This is a genomic window from Marivibrio halodurans (genome assembly GCF_017963645.1).
Taxonomy (GTDB): Bacteria; Pseudomonadota; Alphaproteobacteria; order UBA8366; family Aestuariispiraceae; genus Marivibrio; species Marivibrio halodurans.
In genome coordinates this window covers 447,825-467,079 of the sequence record NZ_JAGMWN010000001.1, presented here as the reverse complement: position 1 = coordinate 467,079, position 19,255 = coordinate 447,825, and the positions used below count along the sequence as shown (strand labels likewise).

The following is a 19,255-nucleotide window of genomic DNA, read 5'->3' as shown; positions in this document are numbered from 1 at the left end:
GCTCGACCGCCATCGGCGTCCGCCATGGCGCTGGAATACGAACGCCCCCGGCCGCGTGACGGTCGGGGGCGTTTCGCGTTTCGCCCGTGGACAGGTCGCTGGTCAGGCGATGACCGCCTTTACCTTCGGGGCGTAACGTCGGCTCCAATAGGTGATGAGGGGGGTGACCAGCGCCGTCGGACCGAGCCACACCGCCAGATCCGGCAGGAAGCTCAGATTGACCACGGCGAAGGCGGTCAGGCTCGCGATCCAGGCGCCCATCATGCGCTGGATGTGCCGTGCCAGCTTCTCCGCCCTGGAAAGGCCGCCGCGCCGCGCCGCCGTCACCATATCCCGCCCCGCCATGGCCGCGATACCCAGCCCGAAGACGAGTAGCACGACGGGCCGGTGGGAAGTATCCATCAGCATCTCCATCCCCGCGACGCCCAGCATCGCGAGCGCCGTGGCCATGCCGCCGAGGGCGAGCGCCCAATCCAACGCGACGACCGCACGCGCGGAACGGACCGATCTCCGGCTCGCCATTGCCCACCATCCGCTCAGGGTGAGATAGGCACTGAACAAAGCGATCGTCAGCAGGAAGTCGTTCGGACGGAACAGGCACAGCGCGAGGGCCGTGACGGCGACCGTCATCATCGCGCCCGAGAAAACCCAGCCGACCTGGCGGTGGCGACCGTCGCCCTTGCGCATTAGGATGATCGCGCTGCCGCATGTCAGCGCGAGAAATCCGGCGGCGATATGAATCGTCAGGATCGCGTCGGCCAAAATCGCGTCGGCGGGCCCGATCATCGGCGACGTGGTCGGCATCGGTCTTTCTCCCGTTGTCGGTCATTGTCGGTCCTCATGGTCCGTTGGGGGAAGAGGTAGAGGCGGCCGGGAGACGTCCTCAAGCGGCATTTCGCGAAAGGGGAAGGGGGCATTCGTGAAGGGCGACGCGGTGACGGTTCACGATGCGTGAACGGATGGGTCGGGGTATCGGCCGTGTTCCGGCGTTGGTGGGAAGCTGGATCTGGCGTCCGGTCGCGGTCGGCCTGTTGCTGGCTGCGTTGGGGCCGTTCGGCAGCTACGAGGCGTATGGGCCGCTTGTCCGCGCGGCCTTCTGGGTCAGCGTCGTGATGGTCAATTGGGTGATCATGGACGCGGCGCTAAAGGGGCTGGGTCGCCGGTTCCACGATCGCTTTCCGGCGCCGGTGGTCATCCTGCCTTTGCTCGCGGCGCTTCTGTCGCTCGGCCCCTGTCTTCTGGTGGTGCTCGGCGCGGGGCAGGTGATCTTCCGGACCGATCTCGCCGAACGGCCGCTGGTTTTCGGGGGGCAGGTGCTGTTGCTTCTTTGGCTTGTCGGTATCGCCGGCTATGGGATGGAACGGGCGCGTCGCCGCGCGGCCGATTCCGGCAAGGGGGAAGCGCTGGAGGATGCGCGGCAGGTGGAAAGCGCCGCCGTCGACCCGACGGAAGCTTTCCGCGCCCGCTGGCCTTCGGGTCTGTCGGGGCGGCTGTTGGCGCTGGAGATGGAGGACCATTATCTGCGCGTCCACACCAGCACGGGGACGGCCCTGATCCTCTGCCGCATGCGCGACGCCGCGCGCGATCTGGCGGGCGCGGACGGCATGCAGGTACATCGGTCCTATTGGGTGGCATGCGCGGCGGTGCGCGATGTCCGCCGCAAGGCGAAGCGGCCGGTGCTGATTCTTGAGAACGGCCTGGAAGTGCCGGTGGGGCGAAGCTTCATCCCGGGAGTGCGCGCCGCCGGTTGGCTCGACGCCGGCTAGCTCGACCTTGGGCGCCTCAACGGAAGCGCCTCAACGGAAGCGGTTGAGATTACCGAACATCTGTTCGATGAAGGTGAACTCGCGGCCCGAGGTCGGAGTCGTGCGGCTGGCGTAATCCACCTCCCGCAGGTCTTCCTCGGTATAGGTCACCATGTTTTCCAACCGGCCGTTGGCGTCGAAATAAAGCGCCAGAATCTGGTGATCGACGATTTCCGGCTCGAAGAAGGCCCATTGTTCCGTCTTCTGGCTCATATAGTACCAGACATCCTGATCGAAGGTTCCGACCGTCGATGGGGTGCCGAGAATATCGCGCACCCGGCTCTTGCTGTCCTGGCCGACGCGGATCTGTTCCATCTGGCTTTCGCGCGGCAGATTGCCGCGCAGCGCCGTCCGCGGCTCGCACGCGCCGAGCAGCAGGATCGCGCCGAGGCCGATGAGCCCGGTGCGGAGGAGCCGGGATTTCGAAGGACGCGTCATGGCAGGTCCGAATCCGATATCGTGAAGGTGAAGGATCGGTCTCGCGTCACGAGGCCCGCCCGATAGATGCCTCGCGCGCGCGGTCATTTCAAGCATAGCCTGCGGCACGGCCTCGACTCGCTCTTGCCGCGCCCGCGTATGAACCGACCCGCTGTGCATTGAACCGGCGCCTTCGTCGCGCTACATGCGGCCTTGGCAATGATTTGAGGATGAATGCCCGTGAAACCGATCATCGATTTCTTCCGATCCGGGCCCGAGAAGCGCGCGGCCGCCGATCTCTATGATTCGGTGGTGGCGGCCGCCCGCCGGCCCGCGCTCTACGAGACCGGCGGCGTGGCGGATACGGTGGATGGTCGTTTCGACATGATCGCGTTGCACGCCTTCCTGCTGTTCCGGCGGATGAGCGGCGCGCCGGGCTGGCAGGCGGTCGGTGACGAGCTCGCCAATCATATCATGAAGGACATGGATCGTTCCTTGCGCGAAATGGGCGTGGGCGACATGTCGGTCGGCAAGAAGATGAAGAAGCTGGCGCAGGCCTTCTATGGTCGGCTCGATGCCTATTGGGGCGCGTTGAAGGCCGATAGGCCGGACGCCCTCGAGGAGGTGTTGGTCCGCAACGTCTATCGCGATCCGGATATGGACGAGGCGCGGCGGGCGCGCGCGGCCGCGTGCCTCGCGACCTATTGCCGCGCCCAGATGGACCATCTCGCGAATGAGCCGACGGCGGCGATCCTGGCGGGACGCGTCGGTTTCGCCGATGCCGATGCGGTCCTGCCCGGAGCGGGCGCCGGCACTGTTCCCGACAAACCCGACAGGAAGGAGGCGGCGGAATGAGCGAGCCCGCCGATATCGATCGCCCGCCCGAATTCTCCGTGCCGGTGGAGGCGGATGATGTCCCCTCCGGTGGTAAAACCTATCGCCTGGAGGCGGACGAGGCGGCGCGCGCTGCCCTGGCGGAGCGACTGGACCTTGTCGCCCTGGATCGTCTGGCGGGGGAGGTGGCCCTGCGCCCGCTGGCGGGCGGCCCGATGCTGATCGCCATGGGCCGGGTCGAGGCCGAACTCGCCCAGCGGTGCGTCGTCACGCTGGAACCCCTGCCGGTCTCGATCAAGGAGCGGTTCTCGGTCGAATATGGACCGCCGGAACAGGAATCGGTCGAGGAGACGGAGCGCGAATTCACCCTCGACGATCCCGACCCGCCGGAGGAAATCGTGAATGGGCGCATCGATCTCGGCGAATTGCTGGTGCAGCGTCTGGCGGTGCTGCTTGACCCGCACCCGCGCAAGGCGGGGGTCGACATGTCGACGGCGCTCGACGACGTGCCGGCGGGACGTCGCGCGGCGATCGAGGAGGAGGAGCCGGCCGGTCCCTTCGCGGCGCTTTCCAAGTTGAAGAAGTAGGGGAGGTTCCACCCTGCCGCGCGTGTGTCGCGTCTTGCCCCGCCCGGACAAAAGCGTTATTAACACGCCGGATTTCGCGGGCGGCCGATATGTCGGCCGCCGCGTTGTTTGAGACCCAGCCCATGGTGCCGCGCGACGGGTTGCCGCGTGACGGATTTCCGGGGCAGTGAACGAGAGATTGTGATCATGGCCGTTCCGAAGCGCAAAACGACGCCGTCCCGCCGTGGCAACCGCCGCGCGCATGATGGCCTGAAGCAGCCGACCTATCGCGAGGACCAGACGACGGGCGAGTTGGTTCGTCCGCATCATGTCGACCTGAAGACCGGCATGTATCGTGGCCGTCAGGTGATTGAGCCGAAGGACAGCTTCTAGGCGACGACGCCGAACAGGACGGTGTGTCCGCAGCCTCCGGGCGTCGCGGACATGCCGCCTGGAGCCGTGGTCCAGGAAGATGAGCGGTTCGATCCGGCCGGGCTCCTAGGCGGGCCCGGCTTTTGGTTTTGCGGCGGGATAGACATGATGCCCGCGCTTGGCTTGAGAGCTTGAGAATTGGATTCCGCGGGCGAATCGCATCCTGCGGGCGGGGGATGAGAGGCGAGAACGCTTGGCGGAGCGGTTGACCATATCCTTGGACGGGATGGGGGGGGACAACGCCCCGGATTCCGTGGTCGAGGGCGCGGCGATCGCGCGTGAGCGCAACCCGGCCTTGCGCTTCCTGCTCTATGGCGACGAAGCCCGGTTGAAGCCGCTCGTCGCGGCTCAGAGCCATCTCGCCGATTGCGTCGAGATTCGCCATACCGACAAGGTCGTCGCCAATACCGACAAGCCCTCCGTCGCGTTGCGCAGCGGGAAGCAGAGCAGCATGCGGCTCGCGATCGACGCGGTTCAGTCCGGGGAGGCGGATTCGGCCGTCTCCGCCGGCAACACGGGCGCGCTGATGGCGATGGCGATGTTCGGCCTGCGCACCATCGCGGGTGTCGAACGTCCGGCGATCTGCTCCTTCTTCCCGACGGAGCGTGGCGAGACCTGCATGCTCGACCTCGGCGCGAATGTCGCGTGCGATGCCGAGAATCTGGTGCAGTTCGCGGTGATGGGGGAAGCCTTCGCGCGTACGGCGATGGGGATCGAGAAGCCGACGGTCGGACTGCTCAATGTCGGGGTCGAGGATCTCAAGGGCAAGGACGAGGTTAAGCTGGCTGCCGCCGCGCTGCGCGAGAGCACTCTGCCGATCGAGTTCAAGGGGTTCGTCGAGGGAGACGACATCGCGTGCGGCACGGTCGACGTCGTGGTGACCGACGGGTTCACCGGCAATATCGCGCTGAAGACGGCGGAAGGTACGTCGCGCCTCGTCAGTGCCTTTCTGCGAGAGGCATTCCAGTCGAGCCTGATGGCCAAGGTCGGCTATCTTTTCGCCCGGCGCGCCATGCATAAGCTGCGCCTCAGGGTCGATCCGCGACGCTATAACGGCGCGGTGCTGCTTGGTCTTAACGGAATCGTGGTGAAGAGCCACGGTGGGACGGATTCGCTCGGTTTCGCGAATGCGATCGGTGTCGCCGCCGACATGGCGACCCACGGGTTCCTCGCCAAGATGCGACATGATTTCGAGCAGCTTCGGCCGGCCGAAACCGGTCGGTGAGCGGCCCGGTGCCGGTGCCGATCGGCGCCGGTGGAAGAATCGGGCGTGCGTCGAACGCGCCGATCGGATGGCAAGCAAGAGTTAGGGGTTGGAGATGCCGGTGCGCAGCGTTGTCAAAGGGGTCGGCGCCTATCTGCCGGAGCGCGTCATGACGAATGACGATATCGCCCGGATCGTCGATACCAATGACGAGTGGATTCGCCAGCGCACCGGAATTGCCCGCCGCCATATCGCGGCCGACGATCAATTGACCTCCGATCTGGGGCTGGAGGCGTCGCGCGCCGCGCTTGCCAATGCCGGGGCGGATGTTGCGGATGTCGATTTGATCATCATGGCGACGACGACGCCGGACAATACCTTCCCGGCGACGGCGACGCGTCTTCAGGCGAAATTGGGCGTGACGCGGGGTCCCGCCTTCGACGTGCAGGCGGTGTGCAGCGGGTTCCTCTATGCATTGACCCAGGCGGACAACATGCTGCGGCTCGGTCAGGCACGCTGCGCCTTGGTCGTCGGCGCGGAAATCTACAGCCGTATTCTGGACTGGACGGACCGGGGGACCTGCGTGCTGTTCGGCGACGGCGCGGGCGCCGTGGTGCTGCGGGCGGAGGAAACCGGCAACGGTAAGGGCGAACGCGGTATCCTCGATACCCGGCTCGGCTCCGACGGTCGGTTCTACGACGCGCTCTATGTCGATGGCGGCCCGGCGAGTTCGCGAACCTCTGGGTTCGTGCGGATGCAGGGGCAGGAAGTGTTCCGGCACGCCGTCAAGCGCATGTCGGAAAGCGTGGAGGAGGCGCTGGATGCCGCCGACCTCGATCTCGACGATCTCACCTGGCTGATCCCGCATCAGGCGAACAGCCGGATCATCGACATGGTGGGACGTAAGCTCGGTCTCGATTCCGATCATGTCGTGGTCACTGTGGAGGAACATGCGAACACCTCCGCCGCGACCATCCCGCTCGCCCTGACCCACGGGGTGGAGCGCCAACTCTTCAAGCCCGGCGACCTTCTGGGCCTCACCGCGATGGGCGGTGGGTTCACCTGGGGGGCGGCCCTCATCCGGTGGTAGAGACGATCGTCGTGATTCGAGGTCCTGGCGATTGACGGCCTTTCGGCGCGAGGCTACCGTGCTACCCTGGAAGAAACACTGATTGGGGGGACCTCGTCATGGCGGGGAAAACCATGACCCGCGCCGAACTCGCGGAGGCGGTCTATCAGGAGGTCGGGCTGTCGCGGAACGATTCGGCGGCGCTGGTCGAGACCGTGTTGGGCGAGGTGTCGGACGCGCTGGTCGATGGGGAGACGGTCAAGATCTCCTCCTTCGGCAGTTTCTCCGTGCGGCAGAAGGGCCAGCGCATCGGACGCAATCCCAAAACCGGGGAGGAGGTGCCGATTCTCCCGCGCCGCGTCCTGGTTTTCCGGCCGAGCCATGTGCTGAAGGACCGGATCAACAAGTAAGCCATTTCATCCGGCGTGGCGGCCGGGCGGGCCCGTTGTCACGCGGCCCGGATTCCTTGTGGGCGTGAGCAATGACGGCAGCGGACGGCGATGACGGGCGGGCGAAAGCCGCGAACGCCTTCCGAACGATCAGCGAAGTCGCGGACGATCTGGACGTTCCCCAACATGTCCTGCGTTTCTGGGAGACCAAGTTCGCCCAGGTGAAGCCGATGAAGCGCGCCGGCGGGCGGCGCTATTACCGGCCCGATGACGTGGTGTTGCTGCAGCGCATCCGCGATCTGCTCTATTCCGAGGGATTCACCATTCGCGGCGTCCAGAAGGTGCTGCGCGAACGCGGCGTGCGTGCCTTGATTGATGGAGAGCCCGCCCAGAACGGCAATGGGGAATGCGACGGCGCGGCCGCCAGCGTCAACAGTGCCTTGGAAACCGTGACCGAAAGCCAGCCGAGTTTCCTGATTGATCCTGCGCCGGGCACGGTGACGCGGATATCGGAAAAACCGGCGGAATCTACCGGGGGCGAGGGGCGTGCGCCCATGCCGGAGCAAACCGTCGATCCGGCCGCCCGGGACGCGGCGTGCGCCGCCCCCGAAAACGTGACCGGCGCGGCGGGACTGACCGACGGGGCCCGGTCCCGGCTGGAAGCCGCGCGGCGGCGCTTGGTGGCCCTGCGCGCAACATTGGCCGAATAGCGCGTGCCTCGTCTCCCCGTCACGCTTGCGCGTCGGCATGCCATCTTGCGATGATCCGTGCGGATCGAATGAAGGAGCCGACAGGATGTCGCCGGAATTTCTCCTTACCGCCTTCATCGTCGTGATCGCACCGGGTACGGGCGTGCTCTACACGCTGGCCTGCGGGTTGCGGGGTGGGGCGGGGGCGGCCTCGATCGCGGCGTTGGGGTGCACGCTTGGTATCGTGCCGCATCTTCTGGCGGCAATGTTTGGGTTGGCGGCCATCCTGGAAACGAGCGCGATCGCTTATGAGACACTCAGGGTGCTGGGGGTCTGCTATCTGCTCTATCTTGCGTGGAGCATGCTGCGCGCCCATGGCGCGCTCTCGGTGGAAGCGGCGGGTACGGTGCCGCCCGCGCGGGAAATCGTCGTTCGCGCGATTCTGGTCAATTTGTTGAATCCAAAGCTTTCGGTGTTCTTCCTGGCCTTCCTCCCGCAGTTCGTCACGCCGGGGCAGCCGCATGCGCTGGAGCATATGGCGGCGATGAGCCTGGTTTTCATGGCGATGACCTTCGTGGTCTTCGTCGGCTATGGGGCCGCGGCCGGCGCGATGCGCGATCATGTGGTGAGCCGGCCTTCCGTCATGGCATGGCTGCGCCGCGCCTTCGCGGCCGCCTTTATCGGCCTCGGCGTGAAGCTCGCGCTGACGGAACGATAGGCGCCGGGAAAGTGACTTCCCGGGTTGCTCATCCGGGGCGAAGCGCCTACATTCCGCGCCGTTCGGAAGACGGGCCTCGTCCGCCGCCGAACCCCACCAGGGTCATGATCGGAGCGTAGCGCAGCCTGGTAGCGCACTTGTCTGGGGGACAAGGGGTCGTAGGTTCAAATCCTGCCGCTCCGACCAACAACCCGCTGGTATCGCTTGCTTTTTTGCGGCGTGCCAGCGGGGCCTTCCCGTAAAGTCGTCAGATTTTTAAGCAAGTTAGCTTTCGCCGCTTCCCTTGCCTTATGGATTCGTGTCCGTTCACTCAGGTCGCGATGCGTCCCGCGGGCCGGGGTGGATAGGCGCACTCGGCCAGCGTCGTGCCGTCCAATTCCGCCAGGAAGGCGTCGCGCGCGGCGGCGAGGTGCCCTTTCAACCGGCAGGCGGGGGTGAGGGTGCAGGCGCCGCCGTCCGCCTGGAAGCATTCCACCAGGGCTTGCCCCGCCTCCATGACGCGGATCGCCTCGCCCAGGGTGATACGCTCGGCCGGACGGGCCAATGCGAAGCCGCCGCCCGCCCCACGCCGGGTGGTCAGCAACCCCGCGCCGGCGAGTGTTTGCACGATCTTCGTCAAATGGTTCCGCGATATGCCGAGATCGCGGGCCATTTCTTGGGTCGAGGAGACATGCTCCGCCTGTCCCGCGAGGCGCATCAGCGCGCGTAGTCCGAAATCCGTTGAAGATCTTAGCCGCATGGCCGTCCTTTCGAATTGCGATTGCACCGGCGCACTATGGCTTGATAAATAGGTATATTAAATACCTGTTAAGGAGAGTCGCGATGCAAACGGAACGCCGGGCGGCCGTCACGGCCGAGATTATCGCGCGGACGGGCATCGACGAGGCGATGATCGAGCGTCTCGTCCACTCCTTCTATGACCGCATTCGCGCGGATCCGGTCCTGGGCCCGGTGTTCGATGCGCGCATCGACGATTGGGATCTCCATTTGCAAAGGATGTGCGCCTTCTGGTCGTCCGTCGCGCTTTTGACGGGACGTTTCCACGGTCAGCCGATGGCGAAGCATGCGACCCTGCCCGTGGATGCACGGCATTTCGACCGGTGGCTGGCCCTCTTCATCCCGACCGCGCGGGAGGTCTGTCCGCCGGCCGCCGCCGATCATTTCATCGAGCGGGCCGAGCGCATCGCCCGCAGCCTGGAATATGGCCTTGCTGTGCATCACGGGGTCCTGTTGAAGGGCGGCGAGCGGTTCGTGCGACCCGATCGCGAGGTTGCTCCCCTCGAGATATCGGGGCATGCGGAGTTTCCGCGGTGACCGGCGAACGAGACCGGGCGGACGAGGTGTCCCCGCTGGGCGCGGACCTGAAGGCCTGGCGCAAGGCCGAGCGTGCCCGGCTTATCGAGAGCCGCTTGTCGATCCCGGGAGACCTGCGTCGTCGGCACGATGCGCGCATCATGGCCTGTCTGGAGACCATGCTCGAACCCGTCGCGGGACGGATCATCGCTGCCTATTGGCCGTTCAAGGGAGAGCCCGACCTTCGCCGTCTTCTCGAACGGATCGACGCGCATGGCGGCCGATGTGCGCTGCCGGTCGTGGTGGCGCGTGGCCAGCCGCTTATCTTCCGCGCGTGGTCCCCGGGCGAGAAGCTAACGCGGGGCATATGGAACATCCCGATTCCGGGCGAGGATGCGCCATGCGTCGTGCCGGACATGGTGATCGCGCCGGTCGTCGGGTTCGATAGCGCGGGCTATCGGCTGGGCTATGGCGGGGGCTTCTATGACCGGACCCTGGCGGCGCTGGAACGGCGGCCCGAACTCCATGGTGTCGGCTATTCCTCGGCCGCCATCCGCACGATCTTTCCCCAATGGCACGACATCCCGTTGGGCCGGGTCGTGACCGAGGAGGGTCCCATCCGTTTCGGCCCCGCCGGCCAGGGTGCGTAAGCTGGGGGTCAAAGGGCCGGGGACGCGGCGTCGCGGCCGGGATAATCCATTACCCGCGTGGAATCGGCGCCAACTTCGGCGGGTAGAGCCGCTCCACGCTCTTGGCGAGGCGCAGGACGGTGCTGTCATCGAAGCGGCGGCCGACGATCTGCAGGCCGACGGGCATCCCCTCCGCCGTGCCGATCGGGACCGAGGCGGCGGGGCAGGCGCTGACCATGTTGAAGGGGCAGCAGAGGTCGAGCCCCGCATAGCGGCCGTCCGGCGCATCCTGCTCGAACCCGGCGTCGCGGGCATCGACCTTCGGCGCGGGCCGCGCGCAGGTGGGGCAGAGCAGGACGTCATAATCCCGGAAAACCGCCGCGAGATCCGCCCACAGGCGGTGGCGCACGGCCTCGTAATGGCGCGCGGTGACGGCATCGAGGGCGCGGCCGGCCTCGATCAGCGCCACCACGGCCGGGTCCATGTATTCGCGATGGGTTTCCAGCGCGTCGCCCCAACTGGTGGCGAGCGCCACACCCCACAGTGCCGACCAGGCATCGTTGATCGCCCGCGACCAGGGAAGCTCGACCCGTTCCACCCGATAGCCGTCGGCCTTCAGGGCGGCCATCACCTCGTCCAGGCGGGCGGCGACCTCCGGCGCGATCGCGTAATAGCCAAGGTCGGGGGAGACCGCGATGCGGATCGACCGATCGGCGGGGGCGACCGGGTGGTCGATCGGCCCGACGGCGGCTTGCGATAGATAATCCGCGTCATCCGCCCCTTGCGTGACCGACAGGAACAGCGCGGCATCGTCCACGCATCCCGCGATCGGCCCGAAATGGGAGAGGAAGTCCGAGCCGCCGGGCAGCACGTCCATCGGGATGCGCCCCAGGCTGGGCTTGAGCCCTACGACGCCGCTGAGCGCCGCCGGGATGCGGATGGACCCGCCCATGTCGCTGCCTTCCGCGAAGGGCGTGCAGCCCGTGGCGACGGCGACGGCCGACCCGCCGGAGGACCCGCCCGGCGTGCGCGTGGGATCGTGCGGATTGCGGGTGATGCCCCAGCGCGGGCTTTGGGTGAAGCTGGAATAGGCGAATTCGGGTGTCGCCGTCTTGCCGACGATGATGGCGCCCGCGCGCTTCAAGCGGCGCACGAAGACGGGGTCTTCCGTCGGCACCTCGTTCTGGCTCCAGGACCCGCGCGTCGTGAGATGCCCGGCCGTTGGGGTGAAATCCTTGATCGCGACCGGCACGCCATGGAGCGGCATGTTTTCGCGCTCCGCCGCGGACAGGCGTTCAAGCCGCGCGGCCTCGGCCCGCGCGCCCTCGCCGTCGACCAGGGGGAAGGCGTTGAGGGGGGCGATTTCCTCGATCCGTCGCAACGCGCGTTCCACGAGGTCCGTCGGGCGCAGCGCGCCGTCGCGCGTCGCGCGCGCCATCGCGCCGGCGGTAACCGGGTCGTCGGCGTCCGTCATGATCGGCCTATTCGCTCTTGGGTGGGGCGGCGCGCCGGGCGGCGGCCCGGCGGCGGAAGACATCGGCGAGGCCGACCAGCAGCAGCGCCGGCACGAAGCTCAATGTCGCCAAGGCCGGATAGATCGGCGAGGAGCCGACGGCGATACCGCTGAAGACGAAGGTCGGCAGCGTCCGCGCCGTCCCGGCGAGGCTGTAGGTGATATAGAAATTCCCCCAGGAAAGCAGGAAGGCGAAGATCGCGGCCGAGAAGACGCCGGGCCAGATCAGCGGCAGCGTGATTTCCCGGAAAACCTGCCAGCGGTTGGCGCCGGCGTCGCGCGCCGCATCCTCCAGCGTGTCGTCGAATCCATGCACCTGAACCGCGATGATGACCAGCGCGAAGGGGGTGATATAGACCACATGGCCGATGATCGCGCTCCACAGGCCGGGGGAGAAATCGAGCCAGCTTCCCAGCACCGAGAACCAGAGCAGCATCACCACCCCCAGCAGCAATTGCGGGAACAGCAACGGCGCGAAGGTCAGCCCCTGGAAGAAGCGCTGGAAGCGGAAGCGCCAGCGAATCCAGGCGATCGCCCCACCGATGCCGAACATCGTCGCGAAGACCGTGGAGACGGAGGCCAGGACCGCGGAATTACGCAGGGCCGGCCAGAAATCATTGGCGGCGAACAACTCGCCATACCAACGTAGCGACAGCGCCTCGATCGGGAAGCTGAGGAAACGGCTCTCCGAGAAGGAGAACAGGATCAGTGTCAGGATCGGGATATAGAAGAAGACCAGCACCCCGGCGACGGAGCCGTAGAGCACGATATTGGCCAGATGGCCTTCGAGACGATCCCTGGTCATCACGCCGTTCCTTTCCGGGAATTGAGGTGGAGGAACAGCGCGCCGGCCCCACCCAATGTCAGCACGCCGATCGCGATGACGACCAGGGTCAGCGCCGCGCCGAGGGGCCAGTTGACCCGCGTCTCGAAGGTCTGGCGGATCAGTTCCGCCGCCATCGGCGAGGTGCCGCCACCCATGACCTTCGATTCCAGGAAGACGCCGAGACTGAGCACGAACACCAGCACCCCGCCCGCGATCACGCCCGGCCGGCTGAGCGGCAGGGTCACCTCCCAGAAGGTACGCAGGCGCGAGGCGCCGGCGTCATAGGCGGCCAGCACCAGATCCCGGTCGATCCGCGCCAACGAGAGATAGATCGTGAAGATCGTATAGGGCAGCAGGTTATAGACCATGCCCAACAAGGTGGCGCCCGGGTTGAATAGGATGTCGGTCGCCGCCGGGCCGAAACCGATCGTCTCCAGCATGCCGTTCATCACGCCGGTACGGTCGAGGAACAGCACCCAGCCGAAGGTCTTCAACACCGCGTCCGTCAGGAAGGCGAAGACGATCAGCACCTTCACGTGGTTCTCGACCGACCGCATCCGGTTCACCAGCGCATAGGCGACCGGCAGGCTGATGATGATGCACAGCGCGACGCATGCCAGCGCCATGGTGATCGTCTGCAGCATGATCGACCAGTAATGGCCATGCGTGAAGACGTCGATCCATGTGCCGGTGTCCCAGGACCAGACCACGCGGTAATATTTCGTGCTCTGGAAGCTGAGCGCCGCCGTCAGGCCCAGCGGCACGAGGAAGAAGAACAGCATCAGCGCGCTTACCGGCAGGGTGGCGAGCATCAGGCCGCGGTCGCGCCAGCTTTTCCGTTGATCCGCCATTACGCTGGTCCCGCCCTAGTCCCGGTGAAGCACGAAGAGATCGGCCCGCGCGAAAGAGAGGCGGACATTATCGCCCACATCGGCGGGTGGCTGGGAGGTGCCGGGCACCTCGGCCACGACCGCCGCCTCGACGCCGGGTACATTCACGCGATACTGGATCGACGCGCCCTTGATGAAGAATTCCTCGACCCGGCCTTCCATGACGCATTCGCCGTCGTCGGCGGCATTCTTGGACAGGACGATCATCTCCGGCCGGATCATCAACGCGGCCTCGCCGGCCTCCAGCCCCTCGGCGGCCTGATCGGTGCCCAGTACGGGTTCGGCGCAGGAAAGCCCCGGGGCCTCGAAGCGCAGCCCCCCGGCCGGCCGCTCGATCCGGGTCGGCAGCAGGTTGGTCTCTCCAATGAAGCCGGCGACGAAGCCGTTCACGGGCCGGAAATAGATGTCGGACGGCGCCCCGGTTTGCAGGATGCGGCCCGCCCGCATGACGCAGATCCGGTCGGCCAGCATCATGGCTTCCTCCAGGTCGTGCGTCACATGGACGAAACTGGTGCCGACCGTGCGGTGCAGGCGCTTGATCTCGGCCTGCAGGGATTTCTTGAGCTTCACGTCGAGGGCGCTGAGCGGCTCGTCCAGCAACAGCACGCTGGGTTGCGAGACCATGGAACGGGCGAGCGCCACGCGCTGCTGCTCCCCGCCGGAAAGCTGGGCGGGATAGCGCGTCGCATAGGCCGCGCGCAGGTGCATCAACTCCATCATCTCACCCACGCGGCGGTCGATCTCTTCCTTCGGCCGCCGGGCGAGCTTGAGCGGGAAGGCGATGTTCTGATGAACGGTGCGGTGGGGGAAGAGCGCCAGTTTCTGGAACACCATCCGCGTCGGCCGGGCGGAAGAGGGGACACCGACCATGTCGTGCCCGTCGATCGTGAGGCTGCCGCCGCTCAAATCCTCGAATCCGGCCAGGATCTTGAGCAACGACGTCTTGCCGCAGCCCGACGGCCCGACGAGGGCCACGAACTCCCCCGCATGGACGCTGAGCGATACCTGCTTCAGCGCCTGATAGCCGCCATAGAACTTGTCGATCGACCGGGCGTCGATGATGGGGGTCTTTTCATTCACGGGGCCGCGGGCCTCTTCGTCGGTCGTTTATAGGAACGAAATGAATAATGGCGCGACCCGGCGCCCCGATATGGTCGGGGCGCCGGGCGGCCGTTTCGTCGCCGGGATCAGTTGGCGGCCGCCAACTCCTCCTGGAAGATCGCCAGCATCTCGTCGACATTCGGCGCGATGTCGTGGAACTGGCTCTTGTCCCAAGCTTCCCACATGTAATCCATCTGCAGGACGGATTTCTGCTCATCGGAGAAGAGATCCTCCGCATCCTGGCTCGGCACCAGATTGCAGGTCGCTTCCGTCCAGGCCAGATCGACCGAAACCTCGGGCGAGACCATGTGGCGGACCAAATCCTTGGCGAGGTCCGGATTGTCCGTGCCCTTCAGCACGCCCGTCGCCTCCATCCAGATGATGCCCTGGTTCAGGCCGTCCTTCGGCTCTGGCACGATCGACATGATATGGTCGTTGCCGTCCTTGCGCAGCGCCGACGTGCAGTAGGTGCCGCCACCGATCAGCGCCCGGAAGGAGCCGTCCATCAGCCCCTTCTGCGCCACCGACAGGTCGCCGACCAGCGCGCGGGTATTCTTGAACAGTGCGCGCAGGACCTTGCGGATTTCCTTCAGCTCGGCGTCGTCCAGTTCCTTGTAAGGGTTGATGCCGGCATGCAGCGCCATCGGCATGATCGGCCAATCGCCCCAATCCAGGACGCAGATCTTGTCCTTATAGGCCGGATCGAAGCAGGGATCGTAGCTCGACCAGGTCTCCAGCTTGTCGAACTTCGTGTTGACCGTCGGGCCGACCCAGCCCCAGCGCGTCGGCAGGCCGGTCGCCTTGCCCTCGAACTGCAGGGGGGCGAAGGGCGCGCGGAACTGCGGGTAGAAGCTGGCATAGGCGTCGGCGAATTCCTCGTCGTCGAGATATTCGCAGATGCCGGCCGGCCCCATGCGCGCGATCCAGGGGCTGTCGCTGGAGACCACGTCGAAATCGCGATAGCCGCCGGCCGCCAGCTTGGCGAAGCCGCCGGCGCTGTCGGTGATCAGGTCGATCGAGAGTTCGGCGTCGTTCGCCTTCTCGAACGGCCCGATGATGCTTTCCTTGTCGTAACCTTCCCAGCACATATAGCGCATGGAGGTCGCGGCGGAGGCCGGCCGCATGCCGAAGCCACCACCGAAGGCGGCGGTCGCGGCCGCGGCGGTTCCCCCTTTCAGGACGGTACGGCGATCCACGCCCATGCCGGCCATGCCATTCATCAGCTTTTTCATCCTCTTACTCCCTGTTTCCAATAGAGCGAACCAACCCGGTTGCAGTGTTTCGTCCGGTATCCCCCGGGTCTCAGACCACTTCGAGATATCGGCCGAGTTCCCAGGAACTCACATGCCGCCGATAGGCGGCTTCCTCGTGGCGGCGCATGGTCGCCACGGTATCGATGAAGACGTCGCCGAAGATTTGGCGCGCGGCCTCGGAGGCCGCCAGACGCGCCGCCGCCTCGCCGAGCGTCCCGGGGAAACGGGCGTGGTCCGCCGGCTCGCTGGCATAGCAATCGGCGTCGGTCGCCGGCGGCGGTTCCACCGCGTTCTCGATCCCCCAGAGGCCCGCGCCGAGGCACATCGCGAAGGCGGCATGCGGGTTCGTGTCGGCGCTGGGGACGCGGAACTCGACCCGCGTCGCCTCGGCGGTGTCGTTGATGACGCGCGCGGCGGCCGTACGGTTCTGCACGCCCCAGGAGGCATAGGTCGGCGCCCAGGCGCCCGGCACCATGCGCTTATAGGCATTCACCGTGTGGCTGCACAGCGCCAGCATCTCCGGCATCAGGGTGACCAGCCCGCCGATGAAGTGTCGCGCCGTCGGGCTGAGCCCGTCCGGGGCCTTGGCGTCGGCGAAGACCGGCGCGCCGGTCTCGATGCCGCGCAGCGACAAATGGAAGTGGCCGGATTGCCCCGGCAGATCGGGCGACATCTTGGAGAGGAAGGCCGCCATCAGATCCTGGCGCAGGAAATAGGCCTTGGCGAAATTCTTGAACAGCGCCGCGTCGTCCGGCGCCTTCAGCCCCTCGGCATGACTGAGCGGTGCCTCGAACGTGCCGGGGCCGAGTTCTGTGTGGATGGCGTCGAGTTCGATGTCGAGCGCCGCCATCGTCTCCTCCAGCCCGGCGAGGAGGTCGTCATGCAGGGCGGCGCTTTGCAGCGAATAGGTTCGGTTGCCCTGAGCGAAATGGTCGATATCGTGGAAATCCTTGGCGCGCAGGCTCTCCGGCGTCTCGTTCAGCAGCATGAATTCGAATTCGAAGGCGGAATGGACGGTGAAGCCCATCTCTCGCGCTTTCTCCACTTGGCGCTTGGCTTGCAGGCGCGCGCTGCGCTCGCCATAGGGTTCGTCGAAGTCGGCGAGGCAGACAGCCTCGTTATCCGCGAAGGGGTAGGGGCGCACGGACGACGGATCGATCGAGGCCGGCCGGTCGATATAGGCGCCGCCGCCATAGGGTTCCTCCGCCGTATCCCAATTGTAGAGGACGTCGCAGAACTGATATCCCTTCGCGGCGAGCTTGCGGGCCTTGTCGACCCCCACCTTCTTGTGGCGGAAGACGCCGTCGGCGTCGAACAGGCCGATATGGACATGCTCCGCGCCGAGGTCGGAAAGGGCGGCGTCGAAGGCCGGTGGATCGTTATCCCGGGTGTTTTTTGAAGACATCGGCTAAGGTGCGCATCCTGTTGAACCAAGGGGTCTCATGTCGAATGCATGCACGATAGGAGACATTTCCGTTACGGCGGAATATCCCCAAGGTAATATGCCCGTCATGGACGCGGCCGTGCGCGCGAGAACCTGAGCGGAAGGGGCGATGGAGCGCGATAACGAGCTATTGGGACGATGGAGCGCCGCTCTCGCCCGCGTCGTCGCGGCGCTGGGGACGGAAGATTTCCTGCCGCGCTTGGATCAGGCGATCCGGGCGCTCGTTCCCTTCGACAATTCGATGTTGTTCGCCTATCGCGGCAATGAACAGCCGATCGGGGTCTATACCGATCTCGCCACGCAGGACGAGGTCGGGATCATCGTCGGCGATTACGTCATCGGCCCCTATGTGCTGGACCCTTTCTTCGCGGAGGTGCAGGGCGGGCGGATATCCGGCCTCGCGAAGCTCTCCGACATCGCGCCGGATCGCTTCTACGACAGCGAATATTATAAGCGTCACTATGCCCGCACCGGCATCCTGGACGAGATCGGCTTCTTCATGGGCGCGCCCGGCGGCGTGACCGCCGTGCACAGCATCACGAGGCGCCAGACGCGCGAGCCCTTCAAGCCGGAGGAGGTGGCCATCCTGGGGGAGATTGCGCCGGTCGTCAGCGCCCTCGGCTCCAATAACTGGGGCACGCTCTATAAGAGTTTCGACGCCAAGCGCGCGTCGGATGGGACGGACGCCAGCGATACGCCGCACCCGGTGGAAACCGCCCTTAACGCCATCGGCCAGGATGTGTTGAGCGACCGTCAGTCGGAGGTCATCACCTTCATCCTGCGCGGCCATTCGACGGAATCGATCTCGCTGCATCTGAACATCAGTTCGGGCACGGTGAAGATTCATCGCAAGAATGCCTATAACAAGCTCGGCATCTCTTCCCAGGCAGAGCTGTTCTCGCTCTTCCTGGATCGCTTGCGCAGTCTCGTCCCGCCGGTATCTCCGATCGGCGTCTCGGTCGATCCGCCGAGCGTTTAGTCCCGTCATCCCCCCTGTTTTTCGCCTTGGGGATGTTTTTTTGCACTGCACCATATCCTTCTGTATGATGTCGCTTCTTCGATAATTGGCGACGCTCATATGTCGCTAAAACGCAAAATCATGAGAGAAGGGGACGTAAGAACCATGTCCGGTGCTTCAGTAGAGGTTTCGCCCGTCGAGACGGCGGAAGACCTTTCCTCCATCGCTTTCGGGTTCATGGCCTCCAAGGCACTCTTCACGGGGCTTCATGTCGATATTTTCACGTTGCTCGCCGACGGCCCGAAGACGGCCGAGGAACTGGCCAAGGAAGCCGGCGTTCCGGCGAACCGGGTCATCACGTTGACCACCGCGCTGGCGAGCATCGGCGTGCTGCAATATGAAGAGGGCACGAAGCTCAAGAATTCGCCGGCGGCCGACGCCTTCCTGTCGCGCAAGTCGAAATATGATTTCGGGGACTATCTGCGCTATCAGATCGATCAGCAGATGTATCCCTTCCTATTGCAGCTCAACGCCGTGATGCATGGGGAACTGCCGGACAGCGCCATTTCCTCCTATCAGCACTGGATGGCGGACGAGGAACAGGCTTCCGTCTATTCCGAGAGTCAGCATGCGGGCTCCCTCGGCCCCGGTCGGACGCTCGCCCGGATGGTCGATCTGTCGGAGGCCGAGCATATGCTCGATGTCGGCGGCGGCACGGGCGCGATGACGATCAGCCTTTGCAAGGCCTATGAGAACCTGCACGCCACCATCATCGATTTTCCGAACGTGGCGGAGATCGGCTGGCGCTTCATCTCCGAGGCCGGGCTGGTCGATCGCGTGCGCTACATTCCCGGCAACGCGGTCGAGGCTGAATGGCCCGGCGAGATGGATGCCATCCTGATGAGCTATCTGATCAGCGGCGTGCCGGGGGAGGCGGTGACCCGCCTGCTCGACAAGGCGTGGCAGTCCTTGAAGCCGGGGGGCCGAATCATGGTCCATGACTTCATGGTGGAGGAGCATCGGCGCGGCCCCGCGCTGGCCGCGCTGTGGCAGCTTCAGCACATGGCCTTCACGCCGGATGCGCATTCGCTCTCGGTCGGTTGGTTGAAGCAGGCCGGGCAGAAGGCCGGGTTCGAGGTCGACGATGGACAGGACCTGATTCCGGCGATGACCAAGCTGGTCGTCATGACCAAGCCATCGTGAGCAGGAAGGGGACAGGACAGGA

The 19,255-nt window shown here is 65.6% G+C and carries 22 protein-coding genes and 1 tRNA gene; 14 read left to right on the top strand and 9 right to left on the bottom strand.

Annotation, left to right across the window (positions count from 1 at the left end):
• Positions 1 to 102 precede the first annotated feature (102 nt).
• On the bottom strand, positions 103 to 804 hold the full coding sequence (locus KAJ83_RS02140; RefSeq protein WP_210680363.1) for a DUF2306 domain-containing protein: 702 nt from the start codon (positions 802 to 804) through the stop codon (positions 103 to 105).
• Between the two features lie 143 nt (positions 805 to 947).
• Between KAJ83_RS02140 and KAJ83_RS02135 the strand changes: the two genes are divergently transcribed.
• A complete protein-coding gene (locus KAJ83_RS02135; RefSeq protein ID WP_210680362.1) occupies positions 948 to 1,766 on the top strand; it encodes a LytTR family DNA-binding domain-containing protein in 819 nt (272 codons plus the stop codon).
• 30 nt (positions 1,767 to 1,796) lie between these two features.
• Here KAJ83_RS02135 and KAJ83_RS02130 read toward each other — a convergent pair whose 3' ends face one another.
• Positions 1,797 to 2,243 (bottom strand): outer membrane protein assembly factor BamE, encoded by a 447-nt coding sequence (locus tag KAJ83_RS02130; protein WP_210680361.1) that lies wholly within the window; start codon positions 2,241 to 2,243, stop codon positions 1,797 to 1,799.
• Between the two features lie 219 nt (positions 2,244 to 2,462).
• On the opposite strand from KAJ83_RS02130, the gene KAJ83_RS02125 reads away from it, so the two are divergent.
• The 9 genes from KAJ83_RS02125 to KAJ83_RS02085 all read left to right on the top strand — a co-directional run bounded on the left by KAJ83_RS02125 (position 2,463) and on the right by KAJ83_RS02085 (position 8,309).
• Positions 2,463 to 3,077, top strand: coding sequence for a ubiquinol-cytochrome C chaperone family protein (locus KAJ83_RS02125; protein WP_210680360.1), 615 nt, complete (start codon positions 2,463 to 2,465; stop codon positions 3,075 to 3,077).
• Entirely contained in the window at positions 3,074 to 3,643 is a 570-nt protein-coding gene (locus KAJ83_RS02120; RefSeq protein WP_210680359.1) for a YceD family protein, read from the top strand. Before KAJ83_RS02125 ends, KAJ83_RS02120 begins: the two co-directional genes overlap by 4 nt.
• A gap of 186 nt (positions 3,644 to 3,829) precedes the next feature.
• Positions 3,830 to 4,015, top strand: coding sequence for a 50S ribosomal protein L32 (gene rpmF, locus KAJ83_RS02115; RefSeq protein WP_210680358.1), 186 nt, complete (start codon positions 3,830 to 3,832; stop codon positions 4,013 to 4,015).
• A gap of 232 nt (positions 4,016 to 4,247) precedes the next feature.
• The gene (gene plsX, locus KAJ83_RS02110) at positions 4,248 to 5,279 is read left to right on the top strand and encodes a phosphate acyltransferase PlsX (protein ID WP_210680357.1); all 1,032 of its coding nucleotides are present in this window, start codon (positions 4,248 to 4,250) and stop codon (positions 5,277 to 5,279) included.
• 94 nt (positions 5,280 to 5,373) lie between these two features.
• The gene (locus KAJ83_RS02105) at positions 5,374 to 6,348 is read left to right on the top strand and encodes a beta-ketoacyl-ACP synthase III (RefSeq protein WP_210680356.1); all 975 of its coding nucleotides are present in this window, start codon (positions 5,374 to 5,376) and stop codon (positions 6,346 to 6,348) included.
• A 98-nt stretch (positions 6,349 to 6,446) separates the two neighbouring features.
• Positions 6,447 to 6,737: an integration host factor subunit alpha gene (locus KAJ83_RS02100; RefSeq protein ID WP_210680355.1), complete on the top strand. Its 291-nt coding sequence runs from the start codon at positions 6,447 to 6,449 to the stop codon at positions 6,735 to 6,737.
• Between the two features lie 71 nt (positions 6,738 to 6,808).
• Positions 6,809 to 7,426, top strand: coding sequence for a MerR family transcriptional regulator (locus tag KAJ83_RS02095; RefSeq protein WP_210680354.1), 618 nt, complete (start codon positions 6,809 to 6,811; stop codon positions 7,424 to 7,426).
• Between the two features lie 85 nt (positions 7,427 to 7,511).
• Positions 7,512 to 8,123, top strand: coding sequence for a LysE family translocator (locus KAJ83_RS02090; protein WP_210680353.1), 612 nt, complete (start codon positions 7,512 to 7,514; stop codon positions 8,121 to 8,123).
• 109 nt (positions 8,124 to 8,232) lie between these two features.
• Positions 8,233 to 8,309: transfer RNA gene (locus KAJ83_RS02085), tRNA-Pro, on the top strand.
• Between the two features lie 124 nt (positions 8,310 to 8,433).
• On the opposite strand, the gene KAJ83_RS02080 is transcribed toward KAJ83_RS02085, so the two are convergent.
• Positions 8,434 to 8,862, bottom strand: coding sequence for an RrF2 family transcriptional regulator (locus tag KAJ83_RS02080; RefSeq protein WP_210680352.1), 429 nt, complete (start codon positions 8,860 to 8,862; stop codon positions 8,434 to 8,436).
• 83 nt (positions 8,863 to 8,945) lie between these two features.
• Between KAJ83_RS02080 and KAJ83_RS02075 the strand changes: the two genes are divergently transcribed.
• Positions 8,946 to 9,437 (top strand): group III truncated hemoglobin, encoded by a 492-nt coding sequence (locus KAJ83_RS02075; RefSeq protein WP_246484152.1) that lies wholly within the window; start codon positions 8,946 to 8,948, stop codon positions 9,435 to 9,437.
• On the top strand, positions 9,434 to 10,066 hold the full coding sequence (locus KAJ83_RS02070; RefSeq protein WP_210680351.1) for a 5-formyltetrahydrofolate cyclo-ligase: 633 nt from the start codon (positions 9,434 to 9,436) through the stop codon (positions 10,064 to 10,066). The genes KAJ83_RS02075 and KAJ83_RS02070 overlap by 4 nt, the downstream gene beginning before the upstream one ends.
• A gap of 49 nt (positions 10,067 to 10,115) precedes the next feature.
• On the opposite strand, the gene KAJ83_RS02065 is transcribed toward KAJ83_RS02070, so the two are convergent.
• The 6 genes from KAJ83_RS02065 to KAJ83_RS02040 form a co-directional block, all read right to left on the bottom strand.
• Positions 10,116 to 11,519 (bottom strand): amidase, encoded by a 1,404-nt coding sequence (locus KAJ83_RS02065; RefSeq protein WP_210680350.1) that lies wholly within the window; start codon positions 11,517 to 11,519, stop codon positions 10,116 to 10,118.
• Positions 11,520 to 11,526: 7 nt separating this feature from the next.
• The gene (locus KAJ83_RS02060) at positions 11,527 to 12,363 is read right to left on the bottom strand and encodes an ABC transporter permease (RefSeq protein WP_210680349.1); all 837 of its coding nucleotides are present in this window, start codon (positions 12,361 to 12,363) and stop codon (positions 11,527 to 11,529) included.
• Positions 12,363 to 13,235: an ABC transporter permease gene (locus KAJ83_RS02055; RefSeq protein WP_210680348.1), complete on the bottom strand. Its 873-nt coding sequence runs from the start codon at positions 13,233 to 13,235 to the stop codon at positions 12,363 to 12,365. Before KAJ83_RS02055 ends, KAJ83_RS02060 begins: the two co-directional genes overlap by 1 nt.
• Before the next feature lie 15 nt (positions 13,236 to 13,250).
• The gene (locus KAJ83_RS02050) at positions 13,251 to 14,354 is read right to left on the bottom strand and encodes an ABC transporter ATP-binding protein (protein WP_210680347.1); all 1,104 of its coding nucleotides are present in this window, start codon (positions 14,352 to 14,354) and stop codon (positions 13,251 to 13,253) included.
• Between the two features lie 107 nt (positions 14,355 to 14,461).
• The gene (locus tag KAJ83_RS02045) at positions 14,462 to 15,607 is read right to left on the bottom strand and encodes an ABC transporter substrate-binding protein (RefSeq protein WP_210680346.1); all 1,146 of its coding nucleotides are present in this window, start codon (positions 15,605 to 15,607) and stop codon (positions 14,462 to 14,464) included.
• A gap of 70 nt (positions 15,608 to 15,677) precedes the next feature.
• The gene (locus tag KAJ83_RS02040) at positions 15,678 to 17,033 is read right to left on the bottom strand and encodes a glutamine synthetase family protein (RefSeq protein WP_210680345.1); all 1,356 of its coding nucleotides are present in this window, start codon (positions 17,031 to 17,033) and stop codon (positions 15,678 to 15,680) included.
• A gap of 148 nt (positions 17,034 to 17,181) precedes the next feature.
• Between KAJ83_RS02040 and KAJ83_RS02035 the strand changes: the two genes are divergently transcribed.
• Both KAJ83_RS02035 and KAJ83_RS02030 read left to right on the top strand, forming a co-directional pair.
• Entirely contained in the window at positions 17,182 to 18,051 is an 870-nt protein-coding gene (locus KAJ83_RS02035) for a helix-turn-helix transcriptional regulator (RefSeq protein ID WP_210680344.1), read from the top strand.
• 144 nt (positions 18,052 to 18,195) lie between these two features.
• Positions 18,196 to 19,233 (top strand): class I SAM-dependent methyltransferase, encoded by a 1,038-nt coding sequence (locus tag KAJ83_RS02030; protein WP_210680343.1) that lies wholly within the window; start codon positions 18,196 to 18,198, stop codon positions 19,231 to 19,233.
• The last annotated feature ends 22 nt before the right edge of the window (positions 19,234 to 19,255 follow it).